Below are 25,495 nucleotides of genomic sequence, written 5' to 3'. Positions count from 1 at the left end.
GCCGCCGCCGGTGGCATTTATCAGCTCTATCGGTGTTCCATGGCAGTCCGTCGACGCTCGATAGCCCCGACCACATTGGGCTCGGGTGTGAGGCGGCCGGCACTCCGTCATTGGCTCGTCCTGTCAGAGTCAAATATATGCCTACATTCGCAGGAATACCTTGTCCCAACAAGAGGTAGTGGCCGCTGCACGAACCGCTATCGCGGATTGGCGCTAGCCTCGATGTAAAGCGCTGAGCGAGCGCCGCGCCTGATTGAACGTCTGCGGCCACAGGCAGACCCTTTCGACTCCTTCAACTGAGGAGTCGAACGATGAACGAGCTTGTCCAGATTGGCCCGATCAGCCCGCTGCGCCAGCGCCTGATCGACGATATGACCATGCGGCGCTTCTCGAAGGAGACGCAGCGTAACTATCTTCGCGACGTCGGGCGGTTCGCGACCTGGCTCGGGCGCTCGCCCCACACCGCGAGCGCCGAGGATATCCGGCAGTTCCAGATCGAGCAGCAACAGGCGGGCGTCCCGGCGCCGACCATGAACAGCATCGTCGGCGCATTGCGGTTCTTCTTCACGCACACGCTCGACCGCCCCGATCTCGCGCGCAAGCTCGTCCGCACCAGGCAGGTTCGCAAGATACCGGTCGTGCTGACCATGGCCGAGGTGAAGCGCCTGCTCGATGCGACGCGCTCGCTCAAGCACCAGGCCGCGCTCTCGGTCGCTTACGGCGCGGGCTTGCGCGTCGCCGAGGTGTCGGCGCTGAAGGTCAGCGATATCGACAGCAAGCGCATGCTGCTCAGGATCGAGCGCGGTAAAGGCGGCCGCTACCGCAACGCCATGCTGCCCGAAGGGCTGCTCCTGCTCCTGCGCGACTGGTGGCGCGCCGGACGGCAGCAGGGCATCCTCGTTCCCGATGGCTGGCTGTTCCCCGGACAGAGCGCCGCGGCTCCGATCAGCACGCGTCAGCTCTACCGCGTCGTCGTCGAAGCTGCGGAGGCCGCGGATATCGACAAGCGCGTCGGACCGCATACGCTGCGCCACAGCTTCGCCACCCATCTGCTCGAGGACGGCGTCGATATCCGCGTCATCCAGGCGCTGCTCGGCCATGCCAAGCTAAACACCACCGCCTTCTACACGCAGGTCGCGACCAAGACCGTGCGGTCGATCGTCAGCCCGCTCGACAGGCTCGCGCTCGCATCGCCCAGCGAGGATGCACCCGACGGCTGAGGCTGATGCGCGCCTCGCTCGAGGTCGCCGACATCTTCCGTGCTGCTGGCCCTGCGTATCGCACGTCCCATACCGGGCATCTCAGCCTGCATCAGCTCAAGATCATGTCGGCGATCGAACATTGCCGCACCGCCGCTTTGGGTGGCCACGTCGAGGCTTGCACCGACTGCGGGCACTGGCGGATCGCGTACAACAGCTGCCGCAACCGCCACTGCCCCAGATGCCAGGGCGCCGCCGCGCGCAGCTGGCTCGAGGCGCGCGAGGCCGATCTCCTCCCGGTCGGTTACTTCCATGTCGTGTTCACCCTCCCTGCCGAGGTTGCCGCGATCGCCTATTACAACAAGGCGCTGGTCTATGATCTGCTGTTCAAGGCCGCGGCCGATACGATGCTGACCATCGCCGCTGATCCCAAGCACCTCGGCGCCCGGATCGGCATCACCGCCGTCCTCCATACCTGGGGCTCGGCGCTCACCCATCATCCGCACATCCACATGATCGTGCCCGGCGGCGGCATATCGCGCGATGGAACGCGCTGGATATCGGCGCGCCCCGCCTTCCTGCTCCCGGTCCGCGTCCTTGGCGCGCTCTTCCGACGCCTGTTCCTCACCCGGCTGCGCGCCCTCCATGATCGCGGGCAGCTCGCATTCTACGGCAGCATGTCGGATCTTGCCGAGCGGCGTGCATTCCTGCGGCACCTCTCACCCGTCAGGAAGAAGCGCTGGGTGGTCTATGCCAAGCCGCCATTCGCGGGCCCCGAGGCCGTGCTCGCTTACCTCGCGCGCTACACCCACCGCGTCGCCATATCGAGCAGCCGCCTCCTTCGCTTCGACGAGGCCGGGGTCACCTTCCGCTACAAGGATTACCGCAAGGCCGGCGCCGGACGGCAGCAGGTCATGACCCTCGCCGCCGACGAGTTCATCCGCCGCTTTCTCCTCCACGCCCTGCCGCGCGGGTTCCACCGCATCCGCCACTATGGCCTCCTCGCCAGCGCACGCCGCAAGGACCATCTCGAACGCGCGCGCCGCCTGCTCGATGTCGCACCTCCGCCGACCGTCGAGCCCGCCGACGATGCAGAGCCCCGACCGACCTGTCCGTGCTGCGGCGGCATCATGATCATCATCGAAGTGTTCGAGCGCCGCTATCAGCCCCGCGCGCCGCCACCGCCATCCCTCGCACCCGGGACACATGCGCCGTGACCCGGCACGGCCTGGCACCGACACGATCCAGCGCGCACCCGCGCCTGGAAGCGGACCCGCTCGCGCCGGTGCTGCCCAATAGCAGACGCCGGAACCGCAAAATCGGACGGTCCGACTTTCAGCGTCCGCTTTCGCGATCTAAATTCAGACGGTCCGTTCTCAGATGCGCCTGCTTTTGGGCGGCATCTGGCTACCCCAGCATCAGCGCAAAACAGCTTTCCCCATAGCTCGGCTCATGACCACCGCGGTTCGGGCACCGAAGACTTTCTGACGCCTGGCGGCGTCTGAAACTCTCAACGTTTGCAGTCGGGCCGCTTTTGGCGGAATGTTGAGAGAAGCGGACTGTCGCCTCGCCCGGGTGACCATGGCTGGCGGCAACCAAAGCTGGCCGCTCGATCTCTTAACGGAGCTTCCGAAAAGCATTCGTTACCGGCTATGACACACGCCGCGAAGGAACGCGCAGGCCCGCGCAGGAAGTCGATCGCTTCCTGCGCAAATGCGACGATGCCGCCAAGGGTTTCCGGTGCGCTGATCTTGAAGAGCTGGCCCGTATTGCGCGCCTCGGGATGGCGCGAGCCTTCCAGGGCCTCGACGAGCAAAGCCCCGTTGCTCTCGGCTGCGCCGTTCACGATCTGCCGCAGCCGGCCCAGATTATGGTCTGACTTGGGCATATCGGTCAGCAGGTGAAACAGCGCCCCGACGAGCAACTGGCGCGCGCGCCCCTGCCAGAATTTGTCGCGGTCATTGGTAAATGCGAGCAATTGATCGATGAGAACATGCGCCTCATCGACGGCCGTCGCCGAATGCGGATCGATCAGATCGAGCGGGTTGAGACAGTCGCCGGGAAAGGATGTAATTCCGATCGGATCGAGCACGATAACCTGCTGCCCGAGCTCGCGCCGACGGCGTGCGGTAATCGCGGCATTCTCGCCCTTGGGGTCGATGACGATCGCGGGTCCCCTGTGCCGAAGCAGCGCCGGGACCACGCAGCCGATGCCCTTGCCGGCACCGGTCGGGGCGATGGTGATCAAATGCCCCTCGCCTTCGAGAAGTATGGGGCGCGCGGCAAGGTCCGACGCGCCTGCGTCGGCGCCGAAGCTGAATCCGATGGGCCGCTGCCTGGGACGGGTCTCGAGCGACCAGCCGACGAGCAAGCCATCGCCTTCGATGGTTTCGGGCAATTTGAGCGTGGAGGGGGTCTTTGCCCCGAACTGGTCGGCCAAGGCGCTCATTGCGTTGCTCCTGCGCCGGTCTGACGATAGAATATCCCGTCGAACCGGATAGGATGATCGGGAAGACCGTCGGTCAGCAGCTTGTCGTCGATCATGTCGACGAGGCCGTAGGTCGAGATCAGAAAGGTCGCCTCGAACAGGGTAGCGCCGAAGAGAACGAGCGCGTGAATTTTCCATCCGTCGCGCTGGCGAACGGCCTCCAGCGGCCTCGCGAGCGGGACCGCGCTTTCAGGCAAGTCGAACGGGTAGATGAGCTGCTGGAGCCGGCCGGGCGATTCGATGATAAAAAATGGCTTGTCCTCCATCCGGACGGCGCTGCAGAACACCCGCAGATAATCACACACGACCTCGGCCTTTTCGATCCGGATAGATATGAGATCGTTGACATCGTGGAAGATGCGCGATGTGCCATCGAGTTTGTGCGGACCGTGAGGGCCGTAGAGAAAGGATATGACCTTCGAGGCCGCACCGGTCTCCTCGATCAGCGCATCCACCCACATCCAGTCCGGCCAGAAAAGCAGCGGATGGACGCGAAACGCGCCGATCTCGCCGGGCGGACATGCCGCGCTTGCAAAGCTGCCATCGCTCTCCAGCACCCCGCGAAACGCATCGGCCACATCTTCGGCGAGTTCGTGCCAGGGCCCGACCAGCGGTGGCGTCGGCCAACGCATATCCAGAATCATGCGAACTTCATCCCCTGCAAATGGCTTCGCCTTGATCGACCCGCGCGCATTCAGAAGGGACCCCATGGCTCCAACGGGCGTCGCGGCTCATTAAAGTTTCTGCCATTCTCTCACGCGGATAGTCGGACGTCCTTGCGCAAGTTTCAAGGATTTCTAAAGGCGTAGAGACCTGAGCGCCGAACCGCAGCGCTACCGCTCGGGCACCGCGTACCGCCCGGCACGCTGATCTCCTCGGCGGTTTCCCGCCTAACCTCATCCCAACTCGTCATCGACATTCTTGACGCGGTACTTCGACTGCTGAATTGCGGCAGCCGCACTCCATTGCTCCAACGGCATCTTGCCGGGCACGACCAGGACGCCACAGAGAGTGTCAAGTTTGCCAACGCCCGCATCGGCGCGCAGCTTGGCAAGATGCCGGCTTGCCGGCACATCGCCCTTGGCGGCTTTCCGCTGCATCGTCATCAGGTTGAGCTCGAGGAGGGTAACGGGCCGACCGTTGATCTCGACCACTTCATTTCCAACTCTTTCAAGAATGGACTTCAGGTCATTGTCTTGCGGAACCTTGGGAGGTCGACCTGTTGGATTGCCGGATACTCCCTTTTTGAACTGGTGCTGCTTCGGCGGCTTGCCGTAGCCGACCTTGTAATCATCTTCGTCGTTCATCGATTTCTCCTCGTGCCGATGTCGAAGACGCGTGGCACGAAGTTCCCAGAACTTCACTCACGGCAATAGCAGCACAAATGAAATGAGCGGCGCGGGCATGACGCCCGCGCCGCTCATTCTCATTCTTCCAGGTCCGCGACCATTTCGGACAGCTCGTCGAATGTGCTGTCCGATCCGGCAAGCGTCGCCTTGCCGCCGGTCAGATGCTGCCAGCGCCGGATCGCGACGTCGACATATCGTGGATCGAGTTCGATCGCTCGAGCCCGCCGACCCGTCTGCTCCGCCGCAATGATGGTCGTTCCCGAGCCCGAAAACGCGTCGAGGATGACCCCGCCGCGGCGCGAACAGTCGCGGATCGCGTCGGCAACCATCGCCACGGGCTTCACCGTCGGATGCATCGCGAGTTCCTCGTCGCGATCGGCCTTCAGCGAATTGACGCCCGCATAGTCCCACACGTTGGTCCGGTACCGGCCATGCTGCCCGACGTAACGACGACGTTCTTTCTTCCCTCGGCGTCGCCCTTGATCGCGTATTCGAGTGCTTGCGCCTGGTGCTCGCGGAGCGCAATGCCTGGTTTGCCGAACACCACCTGCCCTAGTCGATCGCCAGTCCAAGACGACAAGCCCGCGCGCTCACATGCCTCTGCCACCGGCGTTACCGACGGATAGACCGGGACCGCCTCAAGGAGCGGCTCCTGCGCCATGACGCCAGGCTCGAGCAGCAATTTCTTACGCTCGGCCATGATGGCTTCATCGCGCATCCAGAATGCCGTGTCGTAGTAGCGAAGATACGCGTCGCGGACGTAGTTCATCACGGTGCGGGGTGTACGCGAAATCACGACGGCAACTCTCCGTTGTAAAGAAACTCAAGGACGCGCGAGGCTACGTCAGGGCCGACGTCGCGATAGATGGAAAGCCCTGGCTCGATGCGAGGCAGTGATCCCGAACACGCGACGAGAGCCCGGCCGGGCAAGCCTTGCGGTTCACATCCCAGGACGCTTGAGAATTCCCTCGATGCCTCGTCGTACGCGTGGAGGCGCACGCCGGCGGCACGTGCCGCGGCTAGTTTAACGAGCTCATAGGAAGCGCTGTAGGTCGCGCCCGACGGCGCCCGGTAAAAATAGGTGGTGCCAGCATAGCTTGCCTTGAACGCACCGTGACCTACGACATCCTGGCCTGTGCGCCACCGCATCGACAAGAGGTCAAAGCGCTCTAGTGCGGCACTGCCCATGGTCGCGGGGGAGAACGCGTCTTGCAGGCCCCCGCTATTGATGCTGAACGCCGCCAATTCCAGCGCCGCGTCCTTCACGATCGTGACGCGCCTCGCGTGTACGTCGGCAAGTACATCAGCCTGTTCGCCGCCACCGCATAAGCCCGCAATTGGTCATCGCTAAGGTGACCGGCTCGCACGACCGGCAGGCGGTTGAGGCCAATTTGCCCAGCTGCGGCAACCACGGCTTCGCCGCAAACGATGCGGTTCTGGCTGTCAACCAAGACAGGTTCGATACAGCCCCGCTCTTTCAACGACCGAGCGATGAGATCGACTTGCTTTGGGCTGTGCTTACGGTAGGCGCGAATGCGCGGCTTGATCTCGCCCGGCGCGAGGAACTCCAACTTGATATTTTCCATGATAGGACAATCCAACTGGTCACGCCGCATTGGCGAGACTTCTGTTGTCCTTGGCGGGGCGCTAGGCTCTTTGGCCTGCGATCGGAGCAATTACTCTCGTTCCCAATATTAGCCAGCGCTCATCTGGAACGCAAGCGTCCGTGCGTTGTCTGGCTCGCGCGCCAGCGTGATCGCGCGCGGCTACGGTGATCAGGCATCTTTGTTTGGCGCTCGTTTCCCTGTTAATTTGTAACCCGCGTTCATGCGCGCATCTTGGGAAACCATTGCAATCCCTGCCCGTTTCAGCCTTTTGTGATGCTTCGAAGGGAATTCAGTCAGCGATTTTACGCTGTAATGTACATAAACAGCGAAAATCTCGCGAAATTTGCGCTTCAAATTGAGAGAGCAAAGCTCGGCGGACTGCGTGGCGCACCAAACAGTCCTGCGGGACTTCAAAAATTGGCATTCACTTGGAATTACCCCGCGGGGCGCGCCGTTAGCGTCGGCGCTTTCGGCCATTGTTGTCGCGCTTAAGCCCGACCATCGAGATGAGTCCGCTGCGGCGGGCGACGGTTAGTCCGCCGCCCGCCGCAACCTGTCTGCATCACCTCCGCGGCGAAGCAGGCATCGCTATTTGCCCGCAAGCTCCTTCATCAGCGCCGGCGCGGGATAGATGGTTTCGAGCGCTTCCTGCACCGCAGCGGTCGAAACGACCACGGTACGGTTGAGCGTGCCGTCGTAACCGTAATTGCCGCCGAGCGAGTGGATATTGCCGTCGAACGCGGCGCCGATGACGGTACCGGCCCTGTCGATCACCGGCGAGCCGGAATTGCCGCCGATGATGTCATTGGTCGTCACGAAGTCATAGGTGACCGCCGGATCGATGGCCGCCTTTTTCGCCGCAAAAGCCGGGGCGAGGTCGAACGGCGGGTTGCCCGTCGCGCGGTCGAAGGTGCCACCCATCGTGGTTGCGATCGGCACCGCATTGCCGCGCTCCATCCAGCCCTTCACCTGACCATAGGAAATGCGCAGCGTGAAGGTCGCGTCGGGATAGAGCGTGTCGCCATAGGCGGCGAAGCGCGCGTCGGCGATCTTGCCGCCGGCGACCGCAAGCGGGCCGCCATAGGCTTCGTCGACCGCCTTCTTGAGCGCGCGCTGGCGCGGTGCGAGGCGCAGCGCGAAGCGGATCATCGGATCGTCGCTGGCCTCGATCGCGGCGAGTCCGCCGTCCCACAATATCTGACGATAGGCGGGATCGGCGAGCTTCGATCCTTCGACCAGCCGCTTGGCAAGCTGCTCGGGGCTTTCCTGACCGAGCAGCAATTTGGTGTCCGGATCGTCGGCACCCAGATATTCACGCGCCTTCGACAGGCTCCATTCGAGCGTCAGCTCGTCGAGCCAGGGATAGACCGGCTTCGCATCGAGCAGGCTCTTCTTGGTCAGCGGCAGAGCGCTGTCGGTGTAGCCGGGCAGGCGCTCGCTATTGGGCTTCGAGCGCTCCTGCGCCGCATAGACGAGCGTTTCGGCATAGCCATAAAGATCGCTCATCGGATTGGTGAAGCGCGCCGGCAAATAGAGCGAGCGATAGGCGCCGACCGCCTTGTCGACCGACGACCAGGGATCGCCGATCGCGGCATTCCCCGCGCTCTTCTCCTTCAGCTCGTCCTCCTTGGCGACCAATGTCGCGGTGAAGGCCGGGTCGTTCAGCGCCTTCTGGCGGCCGATATAGACTTTCAGGCTGTTTTCGAGCCCGTTGAGCAGATCGAGCCCTTCGCGCTCATGATCCTTGCTTTCCTCCATCGCGCGCAGCAGGCGGCCGCGCAGTTCGGAATAGGTCGTCACCGTAATCGGCAGGCGCAGTTCGCGCTCGAACGCAAGCTGGCTGGTCGTGTAGAGCCGGCTGGTCGAACCGGGATTGCCGACGACGAAGGTCATCTCGCCCTCACGCGGCGCGCGCGGGTTCCATTGCAGGTGCGCGGGCGTCGCGACCGGCTTGCCATTCTCGTAAGCGCGCAGGAAGCTTGCATCGAGCGAATAGCGCGGGAAGTTGAAATTGTCGGGATCGCCGCCGAAGGTCGCGGCGCGATCCTCAGGCGCCCATGCCAGCCGCACGTCGGAATATTTGCGATATTTGTAGAGCTTGTACTGACCGCCGCCGAACAGGGTGACGACCTGGCAGCGCGTCTTGTCGGTGTCGGGACAACCGCTCTTTTCGATTTCGGCGATCTTCGCATCGCGCGCCTTCGTCAGCGCTTCGCCCGCGAGCGATCCCATCGCCGCCTTGAGGGCCCCGGTCACGTCGCCGATGCTGGTGACGACCTCGGCCTGCTGACCGGGGCATTTGAGCTCCATGTCGCGGCGGTCGGCGACATACCCGTCGTTGAGATAGTCGGCGCCCGCCTTCGAATTGTCGAACAGGCAGCTTGCGACGCAATGGTGGTTGGTCAGGATCAGGCCTTCGGCCGATACGAAGCTTGCCGAACAGCCGCCAGTCAGACGCACCGCCGCCGCCTGCACCTTGCCCAGCCACGCCTGGTCGGGCGCCCAGCCATACGTCTGCTTCACCTGCTGCGCCGGAAAGGCATCAAAGGTCCACATCCCCTCTTCGGCGAGGGCGGGAGGGGCAAGCAGAGCAGCGCCGGCGAGCGCGGCCGCGGCGAACGAAATGGGGCGATATCGGGTCATTGGCAAAATCCATCATTTGAATCATCGACATCCCGCGCGGGAAGCGCCCGCGTCGGGGGTGGCGCGCACCTTGCGCCCGATCGGCCGCAATCGCCACCGCCAATTTCGCGTTCGCCAGGATTGCTTCGTGCCACCAGCCGGTTGCAGTTTCGTGCGTCGCCGCCTACGCCGCCTTCCCATGCGTATGATCCTGCTCGCCGCCGCGCTGCTCGCCGGCGCCTCGCCCCTCGCCGCACAGACGGCGACCGCCCCTGCCCCCATATTGACCACGCCCGAAGCGAAGGACGTATGGACCCACGCCGATCCCGAGGTCGCCCGCGTCACCCATGTGTCGCTGAACCTCGATGTCGATTTCGCGACCCGCACGCTGGGCGGCACCGCGACGCTCGATCTGCTCGTCGCCAACAATGCCCAGTCGATCGTCCTCGATGCCGACAATCTGGCGATTTCTTCGGTCACCGACGCCAATGGCAAGCCGCTCAAATGGGCTGTCGGCGATACCGATCCCGAACTCGGTTCGGCGCTGACGGTCGAACTCGATGGCGCGCAGCGCATCGTCTTGACCTATCGCAGCCGGCCGGGAGCCAATGCGCTACAATGGCTGCCGCCCGAAATGACTGCGGGAAAGACCAAGCCCTATCTGTTCAGCCAAGGCCAGGCGATCCTCAACCGGAGCTGGATTCCGACGCAGGACAGCCCCGGTATCCGTCAGACATGGGATGCGACGCTGACCGTTCCGGGCGATCTCGTCGCGGTGATGAGCGGCGAGAAGCTGAGCGGCGACAAGGGCGAAGCGCTGCCCGACGGTCGCCGCCGTTTTCGCTTTCGCATGGACAAGCCGGTGCCGCCCTATCTGATCGCTTTCGCGGTCGGCGACCTTAAATTCCGCTCGCTCGGCCCACGCTCGGGCGTGTGGACCGAAGCGACGATGCTCGACGCCGCGGCGCGCGAATTCGGCGATGTCGAAAAGATGATCGACGCGGCCTCGGCGCTCTATGGCCCTTATCGCTGGGGCCGCTACGACATGCTCGTCCTGCCGCCCTCCTTTCCCTATGGCGGCATGGAAAACCCGATGCTGACCTTTCTCACGCCGACGATCATCACCGGCGACCGGTCGAACACCGACGTCGTCGCGCACGAACTGGCGCATAGCTGGTCGGGCAACCTCGTCACCAATGCGACCTGGTCCGACAGTTGGCTCAACGAAGGCTTCACTACCTATTTCGAGAACCGGATCATGGAGGCGCTCTATGGCAAGGAGCGCGCGGCGATGTATGCCGATCTCGACTGGGACAATATGATGCGCGACATCGACGCCAATGGCGGCCAGACCGGCGCCAAGACCCGGCTGCACGGTGCACCCGGCGACGGCACGCTCGATTATACCAAGGGATCCAACTTCCTGCGCATGATCGAAACGACGGTCGGCCGCGCGCGCTGGGACGCCTATCTCAAATCCTATTTCGACCGCCATGCCTTTCAGCCGCAGACGACCGCGGGTTTCCTGACCGATCTGCGCGAAAATCTGCTGAAGGGCGACCCGGCGCTCGAACTGTCGTTGCAACTCGACCGCTGGTCCTATGCCGCGGGCCTGCCCGACAATGCGGTGCACCACAAGAGCGCGACGCTGGCCGCGGTCGATGCCAAGCTTGCCGCCTTCAACGCCGGCGGTCCGGCGCGCGCCATCGCCCCCGAAGGTTGGACGACGCAGCAATGGCTACGTTTCCTGAACGGCATCCCGCGGGCGCAGAGCGCGGCGCGGCTCAAGGAACTCGACGAAACGCTGGGTCTGTCGGCGTCAACCAACGCCTATGTCCGTTCGGCCTGGCTCGAACTTGCCATCGCCAACCGCTACGAACCCGCGCTACCGTCATTGCGCCAGTTCGCCGGCACCGTCGGGCGCGGTCTGCTGATCCGGCCGCTCTACACCGGGCTGAAGCGTCAGGGCGCGTGGGGCGATGCGATCGCGCGCGACCTGTTCGCCCGCTCGCGCGCCACCTATCACCCCGCGGTGGCATCGGGGATCGAGAAAATCCTCGCTGGCGATTAAGCCGCCGGGGCGCCGCCGCCGAGCGCCTGATAGAGGGCGACATATGCGTTCAGGCGGTCGGCGCGGAGCTGGATCAGCGCGAGATCGACGCCGAGCAGCGACCGCTGCGCGTCGAGCTGTTCCAGATAGGGCGAATAGCCCGCGCGATAGCGGTTGGTCGCGTGCCGCAGCGCATCGGCCACCGCCGCGCGCTGCGCCATCAGCGCCTGTTCCTGCGCGTTGAACCGGTCGATCACCGCCATTTGGTCCTCCACCTCGCGAAAGGCGGTGAGAACCGTCTTGCGATAGGCGAAAGCTGCCTGATCGCGCTGCGCCGTCGCGGCGTCGAACTGGCCTTGCAGTCGCCCGCCCGAAAAGATCGGCGCCAATATACTGCCGCCGACCGACCATATGCTGATCGGATCGCCCAAAGCCGACGAAATCACCGCCCCGGCCGACGCCGCCAACCGGACTTGCGGCAGGAATTGTGCCCGCGCGGCACGCAGATTGGCGTCGGTCGCCGCCAGCGCATATTCGGCCTGCGCGATGTCGGGCCGCCGCCGCACCAGTTCAGACGGCAGCACCGCAGGCACCGGCGGCACCGCGAGCGCGGCAAAACCTTCGCCGCGCGCGATTGCATGCGGCGTATCGCCGACCAGCAGCGACAGGCCGTTTTCCTGCCGCGCGATTGCCGCCTCGATCGCCGGGATCTGCTGCGTCGTCGCCTGATATTCGGCCTCGGCCTGTCGCAGTTCGAGCTGCGAGGTATAGCCGGCCTCGGCGCGGCTGCGCGCGAGCCGTAGCGCCTCCGACCGCGAGGTCAGCGTCTCGGCGAGCAACTGCCGCCGCGCGTCGAGCGCGAGCAGCGTGATATAGCCGCTCGCCGCTGCCGCACTGACCGACAGTGTTGCCGCCTCGTGCGCCGCCGCAACCGCCGCCGCATTGGCCCGCGCCGCTTCGCGCGTCGCGGCATTGCGGCCGAACAGGTCGATCTCGTAGCTCGCCTGGAACACCGGCTGCGCGGCGAAGCTTTCGGTCGGCTGGCCGAAGGCGTTGACGCTGCGCGCCTCGGCCCCCTGCCCGCTCAGCGACAGGTTCGGCAGCAGCAGCGAGCGTGCGACGCGCTCCTGTGCCCGCGCTTCGGCGACGCGCGCCGCCGCGATGGCAAGGTCGCTGTTGTTCGCGCGCGCCTGTTCGACCAGCGCGGTCAGCCGCGCGTCGCCGAATGCCGACCACCAGCGGCTGTCGATCGCCGCACCGTCGGTCGGCAGCACGGTGCGCCAGTCGGCGGGCGGTGCGACCGCGCTCGCGGCGGGCGGCGGCGTCAGCGCGGGCGCGCAGCCCGCCAACGCCAGCGCCAGACCGGCAAACGGCAAGGTGAGCCGCCTCATTCGCCGCGTCCGGTATGAACCGTCGCCACCACCGACATGCCGGGACCGAGCCGCTCGGCAAGTTTCTGTTTCGGTTCGATGCGGATGCGCACGGCGATCCGCTGCGGCACCTTGACGAAATTGCCCGATCCGGTGTCGGGTTTGATGATGCTGAACTCGCTGCCCGCCGCGGGGGCGATATTTTCAACCACACCCTTCAGCTCGGCGCCGCCCAGCGCATCGACGCGCAGCGTCGCGCGCTGGCCGACGCGGATATTCGCGGTCTGCGCTTCCTTGAAATTGGCGACCACCCAATGCTTCTCGGGCACGAGATACATGAGCTGGGTGCCCGGGCTGACGAGCTGGCCGACGCGCACCGACACTTCGCTCAGCTTGCCCGCGCGCGGGGCGCGAACGATCGTGTTCTGAAGATCGATGTCGGCCAGACCGCGCGCCGCCTTTGCATTGGCCACCCCGGCCTCCAGACCGCCGCGCCCGACGCTCACCGATCGCACCTGCTCCTCGGCGATCGCGCGCTGCGCCTCGGCCTGCCGCACCGCTGCTTCGGCCTGGCGGAGCCCCGCGAGCGTCTGGTCACGTTCGCGGATCGACACCGATCCTTCGCCGACCAGATCGTTGACGCGCCGCATATCGGCTTGGGCACGGGCGAGCTGCGCGCGGGCGTTGGCGACCGCCGCCTCCTGCGCCTTCACCTGCGCCTCGGCCGAGCGCCTGCTCTGCGCGCTATTGTCGAGCGAGGCGGTCTGCGCGGCAATATTGGCGCTGCCCTGCGCAACGCGCTGGCGGTAGATGCGGTCGTCGATCCGCACCAGTTCCTGCCCCGCCGCGACAGTCTGGAAATCCTGCACCAGCACCGCGGTCACATAGCCGCCGACCTGCGGCGCGATGATCGTCGTCTGGCCGCGCACATAGGCATTGTCGGTGGTCTGGCTGTTCGCGCGGAAGGGCGGTAGTCCCCAGGCGTAGAGAATGGCGAGCGCGCCGCCGAGGATGATCGCGCCGAACAGGCTGATCCGTCCGCGCGAACGCGGCGGCGCCCAGCCCTCTGCCGGCGCGTCGGCGGGCGGTCCCGCCGGGGTCGGATCGGCAGCAGCCGGTGCCGGGGTCGGCATCGGGTCCGGCGTCGGAGCCGGTGCCGGCGTTTCGGGCGCGGGCGGCGCGCCTTCCTGTTTATCGTCGCTCATTGATTTTGCGCCCTCAGTTTCTGCAAGACTTCAAGTTCCCGTGCCAATGGATTGATTCCGCGGCGTCGATCATAAACCCAGCGCGCGAACATCGCGACGAAGGCGATCGCCGACAGGCTGCCGATCACGACGAACACGTCGTTGAACGCCAGGATCGTCGCCTCGCGCGCCGCCTCGCGCAACACCTGCCCCGCGGCGGTCGCGCTGCGCAGTGCGGGATCTGCGATGCTGCCGGTCAGGCTCGCCGCGATCGCGTTGATCCCCTGCGCCAGTTCGGGGTTGGTCGTGGACAGGCTTTGCCCCAGCGTCATCAGATGCGCCTTGGTGCGCAGCGTGTGAAAAGCCGATAGCGCCGCGACCCCGGCAAGCCCGCCGATCGTCTGCGACAGGCTGAACACCGCCAGAAAGCTGACCATATAGGCAGGGCCGCGCGAAATGGCGCGCAGCAGCCCTTCGAGTAGCAATGGACCCATCACATAGACCGCGGCAAAGGCGATCGCGCCTTGCGAGAAATACAGGTTCACCGGTCCGGTACGCAGACCCGAATGGGTGTCGAGGAACGCGCCCACGGTAATGACGGCCAGCGCAACGAGGATCGGCCGCCGCAGGTCGGTCGGGTCGAGCCGCGCGATCGAAAGCACTGCCCCCATCAGCGTCGCGAACGACAGCACCGCATAATAGGTGACAAGTTGATCGTTGACGAGGCCGGTGGCGGACAGCAGCCCGCTCGCCCCGAAATTCTGTTCGGACGTCAGCACGCGGACGAGTGCGCCGGTCAGCGCGAATTTTATGAGGTTGCGGCTGCCGATCCAGCGCGTGTGGAGCATCGGATTTCGCCGGTAATGTTCGATCAGGAAGGCGGTGCCGATCAACACCACCGACGCAGCCAGCGCGCCGCCGAGCCACGGCGTCGACCACCAGATGATGCGCCCCTGCACCAGAAAGGCGCAGAGCAGCCCGAAGCCGACTGCCAGGATCGGAAAGGTGATAAGGTCGAGCTTTTCGAACGAGCGGATCGTTTCGCCCGGCGGGAGCTGCAATATGTTGACCGCGCCGACCGCGACGAGCGAGAGCGCGAATTGCAGCACGAACAGATTGCCGATGTCCCCGTCGGCGAGCAACAGCGGCGATATGGCGCGCGCGAGCGGAATCGCCACCTGTCCCAGCCCGATGCCGAGCAGGAAGCCCGCAATCCGCATCTTCGCCGGCAACCCTTGCATCATGTAGAAGGCAGCAAGCGTCGTCAGCCCGCTCGCAGCGATCCCCGACACGCCGCGCGCGATGAGCTCCATGCGGTAACCGGCATCGAAAAGCTGGACGAAATTGGCAATCAGGAGCGCGATCATCGTCGCACGCACGAAACGCTGAATACCGAATTGCTGGCGCGACTTATAGAGCAGGATGCTCATGCACGCATTGGTCATATTATAGGAAACGGTGACCCAGCCCGCATCTGCGGGCGTCAGGTCGAGATGCCCCTGCAGCACCGTCAGATTGGCGATGAGCAGGCCATTCTGGAAACCGCCGACGATCGCAAGATACAGGCCAATGACGAAATAACCGACCTTGCGCCCGACGGGATGGTCAGGCGACGCGGGCGACCCCGGCATGATCGGGCGTTCGTGCGGCTTGAACACATAGGCGCCGCCGGCTGCCGCGGGCGCTGCGGGATCAGCCACGCGCGTGCCTCCATCGTGCGCGCGGCCGTCGGCACGCGCGCGCCGGGCCGAAGTGCAAGGCGCCCCTGATCCGCATCTTGTGCGCCACGATATGCTCCTGACCGGCGAAGGCAAAGCGGGGAAATGCTTTGCCGCCGGTTCGGTTCCGCGCGGCGCATACGAATGGTGCCTGTCTGGCGATGCGCGTCAGTCGGCGGCGAGATCGCGGCGCGCGTGGCGGAAGACTTCGGCGCTTCCCCATATGGCAAGCAGCGCCATGATCGCGGCCACCAAAAGGTCGGGCCAGCCCTGCCCGGTGCCGAACACGCCGAGCGCCGCCGCCATCACCGCCAGATTGCCGATCGCATCGTTGCGCGAGCATATCCAGACCGAGCGCATATTGGCGTCGCCGGTCCGGTAGCGATAGAGCATCAGCGCGACCGCGACATTGGCGGCGAGCGCGACGACGCCGATCATCCCCATCGTTTCGGCATGCGGTGCGCTGCCGCCGATGAAGCCCCAGATCGTCGACGCCAATATCCACAGCCCGAACGCCAGCATCGTCGCAGCCTTCAGCATCGCCGCGCGTGCGCGCCATGCGATCGCCATGCCGGCGACCGTCAGGCTGATCGCATAATTGGCGCTGTCGCCCAGAAAATCGAGCGCATCGGCCTGCAGCGCGCGCGAATCGGCTGCGACGCCCGCGACGATTTCGACGAGGAACATCGCCCCGTTGATCAGCAGCGCGATCCACAGGATGCGCCGCCACTTGGGGTCGTTCAGCGCGGTCGCTCCGCTTTTTTCGGCGCAGCATTGGTCGGCCATCGCCTGCATCTCCTTCCGTCTCGGCCGCCGCAGGAATTGCCGGGCGGCCGCTTGGTTCTTCGAGTCGGCCTCCTATATGCACCCTGTAGCAACTACAGGGTCAAGCGATGAAGATCGGCGAACTGTCGCGTGCCACTGGCACCAACATCGAAACAATCCGCTATTACGAGCGGATCGGCCTCCTCCCCGCCCCGGCGCGGACCGATGCCAATTACCGCAGTTATGACGACGCGCATCGCGCGCGGCTGCGCTTCGTGCGCCACTCGCGCGAACTGGGCTTCACGATCGAGGAAATCCGCTCGCTGCTCGACCTCTCCGATCATCCCGAGCGTGACTGCACCGACGCCGATCGCATCGCGTCCGCGCATCTGGAACAGGTCGAGGCGAAGATCGCGCAGCTTTCGGCGCTGCGCGATGAATTGACCCGCATCGTCGGCCGCTGCCGCGGCGGCTTGGCCGGCGATTGCCGGGTGATCGAGGCGCTGGGCGATCATGGTCAATGCGACGGCGCGCATTGACGAGACGCCGTCGCAGGGGCGACGCGAGAGGCGGCAGCTGAAAAAGGGAAAGGTGGGACGATTCTGTTGCCCGGCTCGTCCCCAGCCGCTGGTATCCGATTCTGTTGCCCGGTTCGGTCCGAACCGCGTTCTATTTGTCTAACCTTAGGCCGTGAGGCTTATCGGTTAGGCAGCAAGAGCGAGTGCTTCGTTATCGTTAGCACCTATTGGTTTTGAGCCTTTAACGGGTTACTCAGCCCGGAAGAAAACATCGTCTTTGAACACACGTCGATCCTGGTTCGGCCCCGTCAGAAGCCCGCGCACCCCTTCGAAAAGGACGTGGGCTTGTGGTGGAGCCGCCGGGTACTGCCCCCGGGTCCGCTGTGTCTATTCCACGACACCATTTATCCTCATAGCCGGTCGAAACCGACCCTCCCCATATAGGAAGCCCGCCCGCACTTTGGAAGAGCGCAGGCGGGCCTTTCGTCCTGAATCGACACCGGACCCACGCCGGCGCGCGATGAAATGCTATTTCTTGCGCAGTTCGTCGCGGATTTCGGTGAGCAGATCGACCTCGCTCGGCCCCGCGGGCGCTTCGGCCGGCGCTTCCTTGCGCACCACCCTGTTCACTGCCCGCACGAGCAGGAAGATGATCCATGCCAAAATCAGGAAGTTGATCACCGCCGTAATGAAGGCACCATAGCCGATCATCGCGACGCCCGCCTTTTTCAAGGCCGCATAGTCGGTCGCGGCGATGCCGTCGGGAATGCTGCCGAGCAGGATGAACTTGCTCGAAAAATCGACCCCGCCGAACAGCCAGCCGACGAGGGGCATGATGACGTCCTCGGTCAGCGATCCGGTGATCGTCGCGAACGCGCCGCCGATGATGACGCCGACCGCCAGATCGATGACATTGCCGCGCGCGATAAATTCCTTGAACTCGTTCAGCATCTTATTGCTCCCCGAACTGCTGATCCTGCCGTCATGGTGGTGCGCCGGTCATTGCGCAAAAGCAAGGGGCATCCTATTATGTGTATTGTTGCGGCAAAACGCCGCCTGAGGGAGCCTGATGACCATGTCCTATCGTTCCGCCCGCTGGCTGATTGTTCCGGCCGCCGCGATGAGCCTGTCGGCCTGCGGCATCAACAGCGTTCCGACCAAGGAAGAAGCCGCGAAGGCCAAATGGGCCAATGTCGAAGCCGCCTATCAGCGCCGCGCCGACCTGATCCCCAACCTCGTCGAAACCGCCAAGGGTGCCGCGAAGATCGAGCAATCGACGCTCGAAGGCGTCATCCAGGCGCGCGCATCGGCGACGCAGGTGAAGCTGAGCACCGACGACCTGGAAGACCCCGCGAAGGTTCAGGCCTTCCAGCAGGCGCAGGGCAATGTGTCGAGCGCACTCGGCCGCCTGCTCGTTACCGTCGAACAATATCCCGAGCTCAAGAGCCAGGCGCGCTTTGCCGACCTGATGACCCAGCTCGAGGGAACCGAAAACCGCATCAACGTAACGATCCAGGACTATAACGCTGCGGTGCAGGACTATAACACGACGATCCGCACCTTCCCCGACATAATCGGCGCCAAGATCGTCCACGGCGCCAAGCCGATGACCCCCTATAAGGCGGTCGATCCCAACGCGAACGTCGCGCCCAAGGTCGATTTCGGTCAATAAGGTGGGCCTGATCGCCCAGCTTCGTTCCATAGCAACGGCGGCCCTCTCCGGGCTGCTGTTGCTGACGGCTGCGCCCGCGGCGGCGCAGGATTTCCCCAAGCTCAGCGGGCGCGTCGTCGATCAGGCGGATATCATTCCGGCGGCCGAGGAAGCCAATCTGACCGTCCAGCTCGAACAACTGGAAAAGACCACGGGGCATCAGCTCGTCGTTGCGACGGTGAACAGCCTCGATGGCAATGACATCAGCGACTATGGCTACAAGCTCGGCCGCGCGTGGGGCATCGGCGGCAAGGAGAATAACGACGGCGTCGTTTTCCTGATCGCCCCCAACGAACGGAGGATGAACATCTCGGTCGGCTATGGGCTTGAACCCGTGCTGACCGACGCGCTGTCGGGCCGGATCATCCGCGACGTGGTGACGCCCAAATTCAAGGCCGGCGACATGCCCGGCGGCATCCAGGACGGCGTGAATGCAATCGCCGAGCAGATCCAGCTGCCGCCGGAGGAAGCCGCGGCGCGCGCCGCGTCGGCCGCGAAGGCCGAGCGCGACCGCGCCGACAATGGAAATATCGGCGGGCTGATCTTCGTGGCCTTCATCATCTTCTTCTTTTTCATCCTGCCGATGCTCGGCGCCTTCGGGCGTCGTGGACGGCGGCATCGCAAGCATCGCCCATGGGGCGGCGCCCCGATCATCATCTGGGGCGACAATGACTGGGGCGGCGGTTCGGGTGGCGGCTGGGGCGGTGGTTCCTGGGGCGGCGGGGGCGGCTTCGGCGGCGGAGGCGGCTTTTCGGGCGGGGGCGGCAGCTTCGGCGGCGGCGGTGCCTCGGGCGGCTGGTAAGGGGGACGCGCAATGAAAGTCAGCCATGTCAGCGAAGCCGATCACGACATCGTGACCGCCGCGGTCGCCGAGGCCGAACGGCACACCGATGGCGAGATCGTCACGGTGATCGCCGCGCAGTCGAACGACTATGACGATGTCGCGCTCGTCTGGGCGAGCGTCATCGCCTTTATCGCCATGTCGGTGATCGCGCTTTTTCCCGATTTCTATCAGGGTCTCTACTACCGGCTGAGCGGGGGCTGGGGGCATGAACTGACCGCCAATCAATGGCTCGGCACCGTCATCGCGGTCGGGGTGCTCAAATGGATCGGCGTCTGGCTGGTCCTGCTGTGGCGCCCGCTGCGCCTGTGGCTGACGCCGCGCGCGATCCTCGCCGCGCGCGTCCGCGCCCGCGCCATCGACCTGTTCAAGGTCGGGACCGAGGCGAAGACGATGGGCCGCACCGGCATCCTGCTCTATGTTAGCCTGCGCGAACATCGCGCCGACATCGTCGCCGACGAAGCGATCGCCGCCAAGGTCGCGCCCTCGATATGGGGTGAAGCGATGGAAGCGCTGATCGACGAGGTGCGCGCCGGTCGTCCGGGCCATGGCATGGCCGAGGCGGTCCGCCGCATGGGTATCGTGCTGGCCGAACATTTCCCGAAGAGCGACGGCAACCCCAACGAGCTGCCCGACCGGCTGATCGAGCTTTGATCCTTACCCTTTCGCCGACGGAGACGATATGACCCGCCCCGCAGCCGGCACGCCCGTCGAAACGCGCTGGGAAGGCCGCTTCATCACGGTGAAACAGCAAGGCAATTGGGAATATGTGTCGCGGTCGCGCGGCATTCACGCCGCGGTGATCCTGGCGATCGACGAGGACGCCGACGGGCGGCACATCCTGCTGGTCGAACAATATCGCGTCCCGCTCGGCAAATATTGCCTCGAACTGCCCGCGGGGCTTGTCGGGGACGACAGCGCGGGCGAGGCGCCCGAGCTTGCCGCGGTGCGCGAACTCGAAGAGGAAACGGGCTACCGCGCGACCGAGTGGCTGACCGTCGGCGAATTCTACAGTTCGCCCGGCATGGTCAGCGAAAGCTTCACCCTGCTCCGCGCGACCGGGCTGACCAAGGTCGGCGAAGGCGGCGGCGTCGATGGCGAGGACATTGCGGTCCACCGCGTCCCGCTGCCCGAAATCGCCGCCTTTATCGCCGCAAAGCGCGCCGAAGGCTGCGGTATCGACGTGCGCGTCGCGATGCTGCTCGCGGGCGGGCTGCTCGCGCTGTCCTGACGGTCAGCGCGCGCCGAAGCGCCAGCGCAGCAACGGCCGTGCGAGCAATATCCCCGCGAGGAAGCCGCCGACATGTGCCCAGATCGCGACGAGGCCGAATCCCGCGCCGCCCGCAAAGCCGATCAGGACCTGCACCCCGATCCATGCTGCCGCCAGCCATAGTGCGCGCACCCAATGCGCCGGAATCGGTCCCAGCGCCTGCGTCTCGGAGCGACTGAAAATCAGCGCGAACACCGCGATCAGCGCCGAAATCGCGCCCGAGGCGCCGATCATCGGCACCGGCGATTGCGGATCGGCCAGATATTGCGCGAAGGCCCCCGCATAGGCGCCGGCGACGAGCAATACCGCCATCGCCTTCGTCCCCAGCGGCGCTTCGAGCTGGCGGCCGATGAACAGCAAGACGACCAGATTGAACACCAGGTGGAGGATGCCGCCGTGCAGTAAAGCGGAGGTCAGCGGGGTGAGCGCGAAGGGCACGAAAAAGCCCGGCGCCGCAATCGGCTCCATCGCAAAGCGCGCGGGAATGAAACCCGCGCGCACGATCGCCTCGACCTGATAGCCGCTGATCGACAGCAGGATGAAGATCACCGCGCATAGCACGGAAACTCCCGTGACCAGCGGTGCGTCCTGCGGTTTCATTTCGGCGCGATCGTCAGATGAATTCGATCTTCGTGACGAGATAATATTTGTCGCCCGCCGGAACGGTGACTTCGATCTCGTCATCGACCTTGCGGCCGATCAGCGCGCGGCCAAGCGGCGAATTATAGCTGATCTTGCCCACCTTGGCGTCGGCCTCGGCCTGCCCCACGATCTGATATTTGACCGGCTTGTCGTCCTCGTCGGCGAGCGTCACCGTCGCACCGAATACGATGCGGTCGCCCGACAGCGTCGTCGGGTCGATGACCTGCGCACGCGACAGCTTGTCCTCCAGATCGCCGATGGTCGCTTCGACCTGGCCCTGGCGTTCCTTCGCGGCGTGATATTCGGCATTTTCCGAAAGGTCGCCATGCGCGCGCGCTTCCTCGATCGCATCGACGATGAGGGGGCGTTCGGCTTTGAGAGTGGCGAGCTGCGCGCTCAGCTTCTCATAGCCTTCCTGCAGCATCGGAACCTTTTCAACGCTTGCCATTATCCTGTTGTCCTTCGTCAATAATCCACCGCCAGCGAAACTTCGCCGGGGCGGCTGAGCCGCTGTTTCCGTCAATGTAGGGAGATGAAGCGGTCCCTCAATAATAGTCCTGAAGCGGCTTTACTTCAAGAGAGTGCGAGCGCAGCGCGCCAATCGCATGGGTTGCGGCATCGCTGCCCGCCGCCGTCGTATAATAGGCGACGTCGGCCGCGAGCGCCGAGGCGCGGATCGACTGCGAGTCCTGGAGCGACTGCCACCCCTCGGTCGTGTTGAAGATCAGTTGCACATCGCCGTCCTTGATCCGGTCGACGATGTGCGGACGACCTTCGGCGACCTTGTTCACCCGTTCGACGTCGATGCCCTGCCCCGCCAGATAGTCGGCGGTGCCGCCGGTCGCGATCACCTGCCACCCCCAGGCGGCGAGCTGCTTCACCGACGCGACGATGCGCGGCTTGTCGCTGTCCTTCACCGACACGAAGAGCCGCCCGTCGGTCGGCAGGCGGTCTCCCGCGCCGAGCTGTGCCTTGGCAAAGGCGAGATTGAAATCGCTATCGATTCCCATGACTTCGCCGGTGGACTTCATTTCAGGCGACAACACCGGGTCGGTGCCAGGGAAGCGCGCGAAGGGGAAAACCGCTTCCTTGACCGCGACATGGTCGATGTCGCGATTGATCTTCGGCAGATCGGCAAGGCGTTCGCCCGCCATCACCCGCGCCGCGATCTTGGCGATCGGCGAACCCACCGCCTTGGCGACAAAGGGCACGGTGCGGCTCGCGCGCGGGTTGACCTCGATCAGGTAGACCTCACCATCCTTCACCGCATATTGCACGTTCATCAGCCCGCGGACGTTGAGGGCGCGCGCCAGCGCGTCGGTCTGCCGCTCGATCTCGGCGACGATGTCGGCGGGCAGACTGTACGGCGGGATCGAACAGGCGCTGTCGCCCGAATGGACGCCCGCTTCCTCGATATGCTGGAGTACCCCGGCCACTACGACATCGGTGCCGTCGCACAGCGCATCGACATCGACCTCGATCGCGTCGCGCAGATAGCGGTCGATCAGCACGGGCGAATCACCCGACACCTGCACCGCGGTCTCGATGTAATTTTCGAGCTGCGCCTGATCGTCGACGATCTCCATCGCGCGGCCGCCGAGCACATAGGAGGGGCGCGTGAGCACCGGGTAACCGATGCGCGCCGCGACCGCGACGGCTTCTTCGCGGCTGCGCGCGATGCCGTTCTCGGGCTGCTTGAGGCCCAGCTTGTTGACCAGCGCCGCAAAGCGTTCGCGGTCTTCGGCGAGGTCGATCGCGTCGGGCGAGGTGCCGAGGATCGGGATGCCCGCTTCCTCGAGCGCCTGCGCGAGCTTGAGCGGCGTCTGGCCGCCGAACTGGACGATCACGCCCACAAGCTCGCCCTTCGACTGCTCGACGTGCAATATTTCGAGCACATCCTCGGCGGTCAGCGGTTCGAAATAGAGGCGGTCCGACGTGTCATAGTCGGTCGACACCGTTTCGGGGTTGCAGTTGACCATGATCGTTTCATAGCCCGCCTCTCCAAGCGCGAAGCAGGCGTGGCAGCAGCAATAATCGAACTCGATCCCCTGCCCGATCCGGTTCGGCCCGCCGCCGAGAATGACGATCTTCTTGCGGTCCGACGGGTTCGCCTCATTCTCGGGCTCGCCGAAGGTCGGGGCTTCATAGGTCGAATAGAGATAGGGCGTTTTGGCGGCGAATTCGGCGGCGCAGGTGTCGATGGTCTTGAACACCGGCCGCACGCCGAGCTTGTGGCGCAGGCTCCGCACCTCGCCTTCGGTGACGCCGCCGGTCATCGCCTTCACTGCCTCGTGAATCAGCCCGCTGCCGCGCGCCGCCGCCGCGCCGGTGCCGGGCCGCAGATGCGCCGACTGCAGCGCCAGATAGGCGAGCCTTTTGTCCGAAAAGCCCATCGCCTTCAGCCGGCGCAGCCCCTCGGCATCGCGTGGCAGACCATTTTCGAGCACGCCGTTCTCGGCCTCGACAATCTCTGCGATGCGGGCGAGGAACCACATGTCATAGCCCGCGATGCGGTTGATCTCGGCGAGCGACACGCCCTCGCGGATCGCCTGCGCCGCGATCAGCAGCCGGTCTGGAGTGCGCTGCGCCAGTTCGCTTTTCAATTGTTCGTGGCTCGCGCCGACCAGCCGATCGACGAAGTTGAAGCCCGACAATCCGGTCTCCAGCCCGCGCAGCGCTTTCTGCATCGATTCATGGATCGTGCGGCCGATCGCCATCACCTCGCCGACCGACTTCATCGCCGTCGACAGCAAGGGCTCGGCGCCCTTGAACTTTTCGAAGGCAAAGCGCGGGATCTTGGTGACGACATAGTCGATCGTCGGCTCGAACGACGCCGGGGTCACCCCGGTGATGTCGTTCAAGATTTCGTCGAGCGTGTAGCCGACCGCGAGCTTCGCCGCGACCTTGGCGATCGGAAAGCCCGTCGCCTTCGACGCGAGCGCCGAGGAGCGCGACACGCGCGGGTTCATCTCGATCACGATCAGGCGGCCGTCCTTCGGATTGACCGCGAACTGCACGTTCGACCCGCCGGTTTCGACCCCGATCTCGCGCAGCACCGCGATGCTCGCGTTGCGCATGATCTGATATTCCTTGTCGGTCAGCGTCAGCGCGGGGGCGACGGTGATGCTGTCGCCGGTGTGGACGCCCATTGGATCGACATTTTCGATCGAACAGATGATGATGCAATTGTCCTTGCGGTCGCGCACCACCTCCATCTCATATTCTTTCCAGCCGAGGAGCGATTCCTCGATCAGGACTTCGGTGGTGGGCGAGGCGATCAGGCCGCCGCGAACGATATGCTCGAACTCCTCGCGGTTGTATGCGATGCCGCCGCCGGTGCCGCCCATGGTGAAGCTGGGCCGGATGATCGAGGGCAGGCCGGTGCGTTCGAGCACCGCGAACGCCTCGTCGAGCGTGTGCGCGATGCCCGAGCGCGCACTTTCCAGCCCGATCTTGTCCATCGCGTCGCGGAACTTGATCCGGTCCTCGGCCTTGTCGATCGCCTCGGCATCGGCGCCGATCATCTCGACGCCATATTTGGTCAAGGTGCCGTCGTTGAACAAAGCCAGCGCGGTGTTCAGAGCGGTCTGCCCGCCCATCGTCGGCAGTACCGCATCCGGGCGCTCTTTTTCGATGATCTTGGCGACGATCTCGGGCGTAATCGGCTCCACGTACGTGGCGTCGGCCAGCTCGGGATCGGTCATGATCGTCGCCGGGTTGGAGTTGACGAGGACGATGCGATAGCCCTCCTCCTTCAGCGCCTTGATCGCCTGCGTCCCCGAATAGTCGAACTCGCACGCCTGACCGATCACGATCGGGCCGGCGCCGATGACGAGGATGGATTGGATGTCGGTTCTTTTGGGCATTATTTCTGTTCTTCTGCTGCGTATGATTCGTTGCCGACGAAGCCGAGTTTGATGTGGTCCGAGAATTCTGGCTTCTTCAGCTCTCGAAACACGCAATCGATCGTTTCGTATTTTGCATCCGGCGTCGGCATCACTGCGACCAAGTTATCGCTATCGAGTTTTAACGTGCCAGGCTTCGCGCCGCATTGTGTCTCCACACGTGCCAGCCCCGCCTTCAATCTTTCCGCGTCGGAATCTGTGGGGCTGGCCGCGCATCCCGCCAATGTCAGCATAAGCGTGATTGCCGTAACGGCGC

General features: G+C 64.7%; 26 protein-coding genes and 1 other RNA gene. 8 read left to right on the top strand and 19 right to left on the bottom strand.

What is annotated here, in order from left to right; translation table 11 throughout:
* The first annotated feature begins 311 nt into the window (after window positions 1–311).
* Window positions 312–1,220 carry a tyrosine-type recombinase/integrase gene (locus AOA14_RS12825; RefSeq protein WP_062902099.1) on the top strand — a complete coding sequence of 303 codons (909 nt, stop codon included), beginning with the start codon at window positions 312–314 and terminating at the stop codon, window positions 1,218–1,220.
* 5 nt (window positions 1,221–1,225) lie between these two features.
* On the top strand, window positions 1,226–2,416 hold the full coding sequence (locus tag AOA14_RS12820) for an IS91 family transposase (protein WP_062902098.1): 1,191 nt from the start codon (window positions 1,226–1,228) through the stop codon (window positions 2,414–2,416).
* A gap of 293 nt (window positions 2,417–2,709) precedes the next feature.
* Here AOA14_RS12820 and AOA14_RS12815 read toward each other — a convergent pair whose 3' ends face one another.
* The 9 genes from AOA14_RS12815 to AOA14_RS12780 all read right to left on the bottom strand — a co-directional run bounded on the left by AOA14_RS12815 (window position 2,710) and on the right by AOA14_RS12780 (window position 9,286).
* Window positions 2,710–3,648: a type IV secretory system conjugative DNA transfer family protein gene (locus tag AOA14_RS12815; protein WP_062902097.1), complete on the bottom strand. Its 939-nt coding sequence runs from the start codon at window positions 3,646–3,648 to the stop codon at window positions 2,710–2,712.
* Entirely contained in the window at window positions 3,645–4,331 is a 687-nt protein-coding gene (locus AOA14_RS19845; RefSeq protein WP_202988259.1) for a hypothetical protein, read from the bottom strand. Before AOA14_RS19845 ends, AOA14_RS12815 begins: the two co-directional genes overlap by 4 nt.
* A 252-nt stretch (window positions 4,332–4,583) precedes the next feature.
* Complete coding sequence (locus tag AOA14_RS12805) at window positions 4,584–4,994, bottom strand: DUF5681 domain-containing protein (protein WP_062902095.1); 411 nt, start codon at window positions 4,992–4,994, stop codon at window positions 4,584–4,586.
* 119 nt (window positions 4,995–5,113) lie between these two features.
* Entirely contained in the window at window positions 5,114–5,449 is a 336-nt protein-coding gene (locus AOA14_RS12800) for a DNA-methyltransferase (RefSeq protein ID WP_062902094.1), read from the bottom strand.
* Entirely contained in the window at window positions 5,419–5,805 is a 387-nt protein-coding gene (locus AOA14_RS19840; protein WP_062902093.1) for a hypothetical protein, read from the bottom strand. Before AOA14_RS19840 ends, AOA14_RS12800 begins: the two co-directional genes overlap by 31 nt.
* Before the next feature lie 23 nt (window positions 5,806–5,828).
* Entirely contained in the window at window positions 5,829–6,302 is a 474-nt protein-coding gene (locus AOA14_RS12790) for a hypothetical protein (RefSeq protein ID WP_062902092.1), read from the bottom strand.
* Window positions 6,299–6,622, bottom strand: a complete 324-nt coding sequence (locus AOA14_RS12785; RefSeq protein ID WP_062902091.1) for a ParB/Srx family N-terminal domain-containing protein — start codon at window positions 6,620–6,622, stop codon at window positions 6,299–6,301. Before AOA14_RS12785 ends, AOA14_RS12790 begins: the two co-directional genes overlap by 4 nt.
* A gap of 189 nt (window positions 6,623–6,811) precedes the next feature.
* A complete protein-coding gene (locus AOA14_RS19835; protein ID WP_202988258.1) occupies window positions 6,812–7,120 on the bottom strand; it encodes a hypothetical protein in 309 nt (102 codons plus the stop codon).
* A gap of 111 nt (window positions 7,121–7,231) precedes the next feature.
* Complete coding sequence (locus tag AOA14_RS12780; protein ID WP_062902090.1) at window positions 7,232–9,286, bottom strand: S46 family peptidase; 2,055 nt, start codon at window positions 9,284–9,286, stop codon at window positions 7,232–7,234.
* Window positions 9,287–9,464: 178 nt separating this feature from the next.
* On the opposite strand from AOA14_RS12780, the gene AOA14_RS12775 reads away from it, so the two are divergent.
* Complete coding sequence (locus AOA14_RS12775; RefSeq protein WP_062903154.1) at window positions 9,465–11,336, top strand: M1 family metallopeptidase; 1,872 nt, start codon at window positions 9,465–9,467, stop codon at window positions 11,334–11,336.
* Here AOA14_RS12775 and AOA14_RS12770 read toward each other — a convergent pair.
* The 4 genes from AOA14_RS12770 to AOA14_RS12755 all read right to left on the bottom strand — a co-directional run bounded on the left by AOA14_RS12770 (window position 11,333) and on the right by AOA14_RS12755 (window position 16,373).
* On the bottom strand, window positions 11,333–12,706 hold the full coding sequence (locus AOA14_RS12770; RefSeq protein ID WP_062902089.1) for an efflux transporter outer membrane subunit: 1,374 nt from the start codon (window positions 12,704–12,706) through the stop codon (window positions 11,333–11,335). The two genes, AOA14_RS12775 and AOA14_RS12770, sit on opposite strands and share 4 nt — an antisense overlap.
* Window positions 12,703–13,890, bottom strand: a complete 1,188-nt coding sequence (locus AOA14_RS12765; protein WP_062902088.1) for an HlyD family secretion protein — start codon at window positions 13,888–13,890, stop codon at window positions 12,703–12,705. The genes AOA14_RS12770 and AOA14_RS12765 overlap by 4 nt, the downstream gene beginning before the upstream one ends.
* Complete coding sequence (locus AOA14_RS12760) at window positions 13,887–15,569, bottom strand: MFS transporter (RefSeq protein WP_062902087.1); 1,683 nt, start codon at window positions 15,567–15,569, stop codon at window positions 13,887–13,889. Before AOA14_RS12760 ends, AOA14_RS12765 begins: the two co-directional genes overlap by 4 nt.
* A 186-nt stretch (window positions 15,570–15,755) precedes the next feature.
* Complete coding sequence (locus tag AOA14_RS12755; RefSeq protein ID WP_062903153.1) at window positions 15,756–16,373, bottom strand: cation efflux transmembrane domain-containing protein; 618 nt, start codon at window positions 16,371–16,373, stop codon at window positions 15,756–15,758.
* A gap of 107 nt (window positions 16,374–16,480) precedes the next feature.
* Between AOA14_RS12755 and AOA14_RS12750 the strand changes: the two genes are divergently transcribed.
* Window positions 16,481–16,891 carry a MerR family transcriptional regulator gene (locus tag AOA14_RS12750; protein ID WP_062902086.1) on the top strand — a complete coding sequence of 137 codons (411 nt, stop codon included), beginning with the start codon at window positions 16,481–16,483 and terminating at the stop codon, window positions 16,889–16,891.
* Between the two features lie 90 nt (window positions 16,892–16,981).
* On the opposite strand, the gene ssrA is transcribed toward AOA14_RS12750, so the two are convergent.
* Both ssrA and mscL read right to left on the bottom strand, forming a co-directional pair.
* Window positions 16,982–17,340, bottom strand: a transfer-messenger RNA (tmRNA) gene (ssrA, locus tag AOA14_RS12745).
* Window positions 17,341–17,398: 58 nt separating this feature from the next.
* Window positions 17,399–17,821: a large conductance mechanosensitive channel protein MscL gene (gene mscL / locus AOA14_RS12740; RefSeq protein WP_062902085.1), complete on the bottom strand. Its 423-nt coding sequence runs from the start codon at window positions 17,819–17,821 to the stop codon at window positions 17,399–17,401.
* A gap of 118 nt (window positions 17,822–17,939) precedes the next feature.
* Between mscL and AOA14_RS12735 the strand changes: the two genes are divergently transcribed.
* The 4 genes from AOA14_RS12735 to AOA14_RS12720 are packed head-to-tail and all read left to right on the top strand — an operon-like array spanning window position 17,940 to window position 20,653.
* The gene (locus AOA14_RS12735) at window positions 17,940–18,542 is read left to right on the top strand and encodes a LemA family protein (RefSeq protein ID WP_003047327.1); all 603 of its coding nucleotides are present in this window, start codon (window positions 17,940–17,942) and stop codon (window positions 18,540–18,542) included.
* Window positions 18,543–18,552: 10 nt separating this feature from the next.
* Window positions 18,553–19,383, top strand: a complete 831-nt coding sequence (locus AOA14_RS12730; protein ID WP_409372296.1) for a TPM domain-containing protein — start codon at window positions 18,553–18,555, stop codon at window positions 19,381–19,383.
* Between the two features lie 12 nt (window positions 19,384–19,395).
* Window positions 19,396–20,076: a TPM domain-containing protein gene (locus tag AOA14_RS12725; protein ID WP_062902084.1), complete on the top strand. Its 681-nt coding sequence runs from the start codon at window positions 19,396–19,398 to the stop codon at window positions 20,074–20,076.
* Window positions 20,077–20,104: 28 nt separating this feature from the next.
* The gene (locus AOA14_RS12720) at window positions 20,105–20,653 is read left to right on the top strand and encodes an NUDIX hydrolase (RefSeq protein WP_062902083.1); all 549 of its coding nucleotides are present in this window, start codon (window positions 20,105–20,107) and stop codon (window positions 20,651–20,653) included.
* A 3-nt stretch (window positions 20,654–20,656) separates the two neighbouring features.
* Here the strand turns inward: AOA14_RS12720 and AOA14_RS12715 are convergent, their stop codons facing one another.
* The 4 genes from AOA14_RS12715 to AOA14_RS19830 all read right to left on the bottom strand — a co-directional run bounded on the left by AOA14_RS12715 (window position 20,657) and on the right by AOA14_RS19830 (window position 25,472).
* On the bottom strand, window positions 20,657–21,292 hold the full coding sequence (locus AOA14_RS12715) for a rhomboid family intramembrane serine protease (RefSeq protein WP_062902082.1): 636 nt from the start codon (window positions 21,290–21,292) through the stop codon (window positions 20,657–20,659).
* A gap of 13 nt (window positions 21,293–21,305) precedes the next feature.
* A complete protein-coding gene (gene greA, locus AOA14_RS12710) occupies window positions 21,306–21,782 on the bottom strand; it encodes a transcription elongation factor GreA (RefSeq protein ID WP_003047342.1) in 477 nt (158 codons plus the stop codon).
* Between the two features lie 97 nt (window positions 21,783–21,879).
* The gene (gene carB / locus AOA14_RS12705) at window positions 21,880–25,200 is read right to left on the bottom strand and encodes a carbamoyl-phosphate synthase large subunit (RefSeq protein ID WP_062902081.1); all 3,321 of its coding nucleotides are present in this window, start codon (window positions 25,198–25,200) and stop codon (window positions 21,880–21,882) included.
* Window positions 25,200–25,472, bottom strand: a complete 273-nt coding sequence (locus tag AOA14_RS19830) for a hypothetical protein (RefSeq protein ID WP_062767961.1) — start codon at window positions 25,470–25,472, stop codon at window positions 25,200–25,202. The genes carB and AOA14_RS19830 overlap by 1 nt, the downstream gene beginning before the upstream one ends.
* Between the last annotated feature and the right edge of the window lie 23 nt (window positions 25,473–25,495).

Source organism: Sphingopyxis terrae subsp. terrae NBRC 15098 (assembly GCF_001610975.1).
GTDB classification, from domain to species: Bacteria; Pseudomonadota; Alphaproteobacteria; order Sphingomonadales; family Sphingomonadaceae; genus Sphingopyxis; species Sphingopyxis terrae_A.
This window is presented reverse-complemented; position numbering and strand designations above follow the sequence as displayed.

What these genes read in the sequence shown, in the direction of transcription:
- AOA14_RS12825 (WP_062902099.1), top strand. Translation starts at nt 312, where the DNA reads ATGAACGAGCTTGTCCAGATTGGCCCGATCAGCCCGCTGCGCCAGCGC.
- AOA14_RS12820 (WP_062902098.1), top strand. Translation starts at nt 1,226, where the DNA reads ATGCGCGCCTCGCTCGAGGTCGCCGACATCTTCCGTGCTGCTGGCCCT.
- AOA14_RS12815 (WP_062902097.1), bottom strand. Translation starts at nt 3,648, where the DNA reads ATGAGCGCCTTGGCCGACCAGTTCGGGGCAAAGACCCCCTCCACGCTC.
- AOA14_RS19845 (WP_202988259.1), bottom strand. Translation starts at nt 4,331, where the DNA reads ATGATTCTGGATATGCGTTGGCCGACGCCACCGCTGGTCGGGCCCTGG.
- AOA14_RS12805 (WP_062902095.1), bottom strand. Translation starts at nt 4,994, where the DNA reads ATGAACGACGAAGATGATTACAAGGTCGGCTACGGCAAGCCGCCGAAG.
- AOA14_RS19840 (WP_062902093.1), bottom strand. Translation starts at nt 5,805, where the DNA reads ATGAACTACGTCCGCGACGCGTATCTTCGCTACTACGACACGGCATTC.
- AOA14_RS12785 (WP_062902091.1), bottom strand. Translation starts at nt 6,622, where the DNA reads ATGGAAAATATCAAGTTGGAGTTCCTCGCGCCGGGCGAGATCAAGCCG.
- AOA14_RS19835 (WP_202988258.1), bottom strand. Translation starts at nt 7,120, where the DNA reads ATGGCCGAAAGCGCCGACGCTAACGGCGCGCCCCGCGGGGTAATTCCA.
- AOA14_RS12780 (WP_062902090.1), bottom strand. Translation starts at nt 9,286, where the DNA reads ATGACCCGATATCGCCCCATTTCGTTCGCCGCGGCCGCGCTCGCCGGC.
- AOA14_RS12775 (WP_062903154.1), top strand. Translation starts at nt 9,465, where the DNA reads ATGCGTATGATCCTGCTCGCCGCCGCGCTGCTCGCCGGCGCCTCGCCC.
- AOA14_RS12770 (WP_062902089.1), bottom strand. Translation starts at nt 12,706, where the DNA reads ATGAGGCGGCTCACCTTGCCGTTTGCCGGTCTGGCGCTGGCGTTGGCG.
- AOA14_RS12765 (WP_062902088.1), bottom strand. Translation starts at nt 13,890, where the DNA reads ATGAGCGACGATAAACAGGAAGGCGCGCCGCCCGCGCCCGAAACGCCG.
- AOA14_RS12755 (WP_062903153.1), bottom strand. Translation starts at nt 16,373, where the DNA reads ATGGCCGACCAATGCTGCGCCGAAAAAAGCGGAGCGACCGCGCTGAAC.
- AOA14_RS12750 (WP_062902086.1), top strand. Translation starts at nt 16,481, where the DNA reads ATGAAGATCGGCGAACTGTCGCGTGCCACTGGCACCAACATCGAAACA.
- mscL (WP_062902085.1), bottom strand. Translation starts at nt 17,821, where the DNA reads ATGCTGAACGAGTTCAAGGAATTTATCGCGCGCGGCAATGTCATCGAT.
- AOA14_RS12735 (WP_003047327.1), top strand. Translation starts at nt 17,940, where the DNA reads ATGACCATGTCCTATCGTTCCGCCCGCTGGCTGATTGTTCCGGCCGCC.
- AOA14_RS12725 (WP_062902084.1), top strand. Translation starts at nt 19,396, where the DNA reads ATGAAAGTCAGCCATGTCAGCGAAGCCGATCACGACATCGTGACCGCC.
- AOA14_RS12720 (WP_062902083.1), top strand. Translation starts at nt 20,105, where the DNA reads ATGACCCGCCCCGCAGCCGGCACGCCCGTCGAAACGCGCTGGGAAGGC.
- AOA14_RS12715 (WP_062902082.1), bottom strand. Translation starts at nt 21,292, where the DNA reads ATGAAACCGCAGGACGCACCGCTGGTCACGGGAGTTTCCGTGCTATGC.
- greA (WP_003047342.1), bottom strand. Translation starts at nt 21,782, where the DNA reads ATGGCAAGCGTTGAAAAGGTTCCGATGCTGCAGGAAGGCTATGAGAAG.
- carB (WP_062902081.1), bottom strand. Translation starts at nt 25,200, where the DNA reads ATGCCCAAAAGAACCGACATCCAATCCATCCTCGTCATCGGCGCCGGC.
- AOA14_RS19830 (WP_062767961.1), bottom strand. Translation starts at nt 25,472, where the DNA reads ATGCTGACATTGGCGGGATGCGCGGCCAGCCCCACAGATTCCGACGCG.